The organism is Kitasatospora sp. NPDC048545, assembly GCF_040651155.1.
In the GTDB taxonomy this organism is placed as follows: domain Bacteria; phylum Actinomycetota; class Actinomycetes; order Streptomycetales; family Streptomycetaceae; genus Kitasatospora.
Genome location: NZ_JBEZIQ010000140.1, coordinates 1 through 3,852, shown reverse-complemented (window position 1 = coordinate 3,852; position 3,852 = coordinate 1). Strand labels below are relative to the sequence as shown.

Below are 3,852 nucleotides of genomic sequence, written 5' to 3'. Positions count from 1 at the left end.
CATCCGCATATCTCACACACCACCAGATACAGCCACCGCACCCCACCAATCAGGGACTTCGGGAGAGTTCACCCTGACGATCCGAGGTCAGTAATGAGTGGAGCCGCGGTGGCGTGGCGCGGACGGCTCCGGAAGGCCGTCAGGCCGCCTCGCTCGACAAGCCGGCCGAGCTCGGCCCGCTCGGCCCCGTCTGGTGGCGCTTCGGCCGCCCGGGCCGACACTGTCTGACCGACGTGCTGGACAACCCGGACAACCGCACCGCCTACGACCAGCGCCGGCAGGCCCGCGAGAAGAAGGCCAAGCAGGCCCACCGGGAGCTGATGCAGACCCTCGCCTGTGCCGACTGCGGCCAAGTGTCGGCGGTCACGTAATTCTGCAGGGCAGACGTCACGCAATTCCCCAGGCGTCCGGTAGCGGCAGTGGCCGATGGGTGCCCGGGCCGTCCGGCGTGGTCGGATCGGCGCGGCTTCATGGCGCCCGGCGTTGCCTGTCCCGCCACCCGACACCTCCAAGCGGATAGCTCATCCGATTGTGTGCTACGGTCCCCGACAAGCGGATGAACTATCCGCATGACTGGGTGGAGGAGCACATGGCGAAGACGGCTGTGGTCACGGCGGGGACGGCCGGCATCGGACTGGAGACGGCCCTGGGGCTGGCCGGCGCCGGGTTCTCGGTCACCGTGGTCGGACGCAACGCCGACCGGGGTGCCCGGGCGGTCGACCGAATCAACGCAACGAACCCGGCGCATCCCGGACGGTTCCTGCCCGCCGACCTCGGCTCGCTCGACCAGGTGCGCGCGCTCGCCGACCGGATCGCCACTGAGCACGCCGCATCCGGCGACCCGCTGACCGCGCTGGTCAACAACGTCGGAGCGATGTTCCCGCAGCGACAGACCCTGGATGGCATCGAGGCGTCGTTCGTCGTCAACCACCTCTCGCCGTACCTGCTGACGGAACTGCTGCTGCCCACGCTGACAGGAGGGGCGCCGAGCAGGATCGTGAACGTGACCTCGGGCGCGGTCGGGCTCGCGAAGAGGGCCTTCGACACCGTCGAGCCCCCCGGCGGCTACTACGGCTTCCACTGGTACGGCCGCGCCAAGCTCGCCAACCTCGCCTACACGCTCGACCTGGCGAACCGACTGAAGGGCACGGCCGCCTCCGTCTTCGCCGCCGACCCGGGAGGCGCCGCGACCGACATGACCAACGGGACCCTGACCGACCCGAAGGTCGTCTCACCAGCCCTGCGGCTGCTGTGGCCGCTGGTGCGTCGCAAGTTCGAACGCTCCACCTCGGGTCCGGCGTCCGTGGCTGCCCGGCCCTCGATCGTCGCCGCCACCGACGAAGCCCTCGCGGGCCGGACCGGCATCGTCATCGGGGCCCAGACACACCCGGTGGCGCCGCTGCGAGCAGCGACCGACCCCCGCATCGCCCAGGACGTGCGCCGGCTCAGTGAACGGCACGCACCTCTCACGGTCTCCTGACCCGGCAGACGGTGCAGGTGCTGTCGCCGGCATCATCCGGATGGAGAATCCGGTTAGCATGTCCCCATGACGATGCCCCTGCGCAAGGACGCGGCCCGCAACTGGGACCGGATCGTCGCGGTCGCCCGTGCCCTGGTCGACCAGGGCACACCCCTGCAACTGAACGACGTCGCCGGCCGCGCCGGACTCGGAGTCGGCACCGTCTACCGGCACTTCGCCACCCCCGAGGCGCTACTGGAGACCGTCGCCACTCCCTGCCTGGAAGCCCTGGCCGACCACGGCCGGCAGGCTCTGACCGGCACCGACCCCTGGCGCGCGCTCGAAGGCTTCCTGCTCCGCACCGTCGAAGCGCAGGTCACCGACGCATCCCTGGCCCCGGTCGCCGCCGCAGCCACCGACACCCTGCCGCACACCACGGAACTCAAAGAGACGCTTCGCTCGGTCGGCACCGCACTCCTCAGCCGGGCTCGCGATGCCGGAGCGGTCCGACCCGACCTGGCCGCCGCCGACCTCGTCCCGCTCATGTGCGGCATCGCCTACGCCGTCAACGTCCACGGCGGCACACCCGCCGACCGGATCGACACCGCACACCGCTACCTGGCCACACTCCTCGAAGGACTGCACACCACGCCACAGCACGCGTGAGAACACCACCCGCGCACCAGCCGGGACGATCCGCACCTGCCGCCACGACCCATATGGCACACCTGTCCGCGATCGCCGCCCCCTGGGGAATCGTGACCACGAGGGTGGGGAATTCCGTGACGCGGAAACGGTCGAAGCTGGGGAATTCCGTGACCGCTGACAGCTGTACACACCGGCCGCCCGAACACACACGAAGGCCGCCACCTGACGCAGGGTGGCGGCCTTCGTGCGAGTTCGGCCTACCGCCAGGGGACAACGACACCGCCCCGGCCGAGACGGTTCGCTACGCCCACACCACGCCGGCCCCGCGAGCAAGCACCTCCGCCCCAAACCCGTTCGACGGGCCCGCACTGCCGACGTTGGCGAGCCTTCAGGCCACGGCCAGAGCCGCGAGCGAAAGCCATCCCGGCTCCGAGGCCCACGTCGCACACAATCGTGCCCACCACAAGGAGGTTCACAGTGAACACTGATCTGCGATTCGAGGACGGCACCCTACTCCGGCTCCAAGAGCCGACAAGTCACCCGAGTGGCGCTGCTGCCCGGGGTCGGGTGCCACAGGCTCGTCCTGCACGTCGAGGTCGACGCGACCAAGCTTGCCGACAAGTGCAACCCGGCGCAGCTGGGAGGTGGACTCCACGCGGAGTACGGCCCAGGCACGCGCTGACTGGGCCAGCTGATCCCCGAGTCTGTGGGCGTGACCGACAACGGCATGGCCCGCAGCACCGACCTGTCCATACCGCTGACGAACGAGCAGGTCCTCGCACTGGAGCAGCAGCGCAACAGCCAGGACCTGCAGCTGCGGATCGACATCACCGCCACTCTCCCCCAGAGCACCCAGTACCCGATGGCCACCACCCAGGACACCGTCCGCGTCCCGGCCAGCACCTGGGAGAAGCAGATCGAGGAGGTCAACCGCGGCATCTTCTCCACCATCACCGTGCCGCTGCCCCTCGACCAGGGCCCGCTGGCCAAGGCCGCCGGCCACCTGCGCACGGCAGACCGGCAGAACACCGCCGGCGAGTACCCGGACGCCATCCGCGAGACCCGCCTTGCCATCGGCGACATGCGCGACATGAGATCTGGCCCAAGGACGTCGCCAAGAAACGCAACGACCAGGACCAAGCCGACCGGTACGGTGCCATGCTCGATCGGCTCGCCGAGATGGCCGACGGCTACGCCGAGCTCATCCAAGCCACCTACAACCAGGCCAGCGGAGTGCAGCACCAGGACGGCGCGCTCGCCAGGGCAACCTGGGTGCGCGCGGACGCGGCAGCACTCAACGGCATGGCCGTCTCCCTCATGCATCGGCCGGCCGCAGAACTCATCGCCCCCTGACGCCCAAAGGCCGTCGTCCCCGCTGGGACGACGGCCTCCAGTGCCTTCTCGGGGCCCCGGCAGCCTACCGCCAGCGCCAACGCACCGTCCCGGCCGGAACGAGCCCGCTACGCCCACTCCACCCCGTGTTCGGCGAGCTGCGCGAGCTGCCCCGCACTCAGCTTCGCCCGCCTCGCCTTCATGTTGTTCATAAACGCACCGAGCCCGATCTGCACAACCTCGACGCCTTCCTTCCCACCGGGACCGGCCCCCACGATCTCCAACGGTTCCCGATGTGGGCGAGGCACTCGTGCGTGCCCCTCCCGTTCGACGAACGCCGCAAGCGCGGCCAGGTGCTGCTGGAACCGGTCCGTACGGGACACCTTCGGCTTCGCCTCGGCGGCCTGCTTGGC

General features: G+C 69.9%; 5 protein-coding genes. 4 read left to right on the top strand and 1 reads right to left on the bottom strand.

Annotated features, from left to right (window positions below; genetic code table 11):
• Positions 1-113 precede the first annotated feature (113 nt).
• The 4 genes from AB0D10_RS45920 to AB0D10_RS45905 all read left to right on the top strand — a co-directional run bounded on the left by AB0D10_RS45920 (position 114) and on the right by AB0D10_RS45905 (position 3,460).
• A complete protein-coding gene (locus AB0D10_RS45920) occupies positions 114-371 on the top strand; it encodes a hypothetical protein (RefSeq protein WP_360268960.1) in 258 nt (85 codons plus the stop codon).
• Positions 372-589: 218 nt separating this feature from the next.
• Positions 590-1,480, top strand: coding sequence for an SDR family NAD(P)-dependent oxidoreductase (locus AB0D10_RS45915; RefSeq protein ID WP_360268958.1), 891 nt, complete (start codon positions 590-592; stop codon positions 1,478-1,480).
• A gap of 66 nt (positions 1,481-1,546) precedes the next feature.
• The gene (locus AB0D10_RS45910) at positions 1,547-2,125 is read left to right on the top strand and encodes a TetR/AcrR family transcriptional regulator (RefSeq protein ID WP_360268956.1); all 579 of its coding nucleotides are present in this window, start codon (positions 1,547-1,549) and stop codon (positions 2,123-2,125) included.
• Positions 2,126-3,265: 1,140 nt separating this feature from the next.
• Complete coding sequence (locus tag AB0D10_RS45905; RefSeq protein ID WP_360268953.1) at positions 3,266-3,460, top strand: hypothetical protein; 195 nt, start codon at positions 3,266-3,268, stop codon at positions 3,458-3,460.
• Between the two features lie 107 nt (positions 3,461-3,567).
• Here AB0D10_RS45905 and AB0D10_RS45900 read toward each other — a convergent pair.
• Positions 3,568-3,852, bottom strand: a 285-nt coding sequence (locus AB0D10_RS45900) for a helicase associated domain-containing protein (protein WP_360268950.1), incomplete at its 5' end; no start/stop codon positions are given.

Bases quoted from the DNA above. Each gene is read 5' to 3' on its own strand.
- AB0D10_RS45915 (WP_360268958.1), top strand. From the start codon at position 590: ATGGCGAAGACGGCTGTGGTCACGGCGGGGACGGCCGGCATCGGACTG.
- AB0D10_RS45910 (WP_360268956.1), top strand. From the start codon at position 1,547: ATGACGATGCCCCTGCGCAAGGACGCGGCCCGCAACTGGGACCGGATC.
- AB0D10_RS45905 (WP_360268953.1), top strand. From the start codon at position 3,266: ATGCTCGATCGGCTCGCCGAGATGGCCGACGGCTACGCCGAGCTCATC.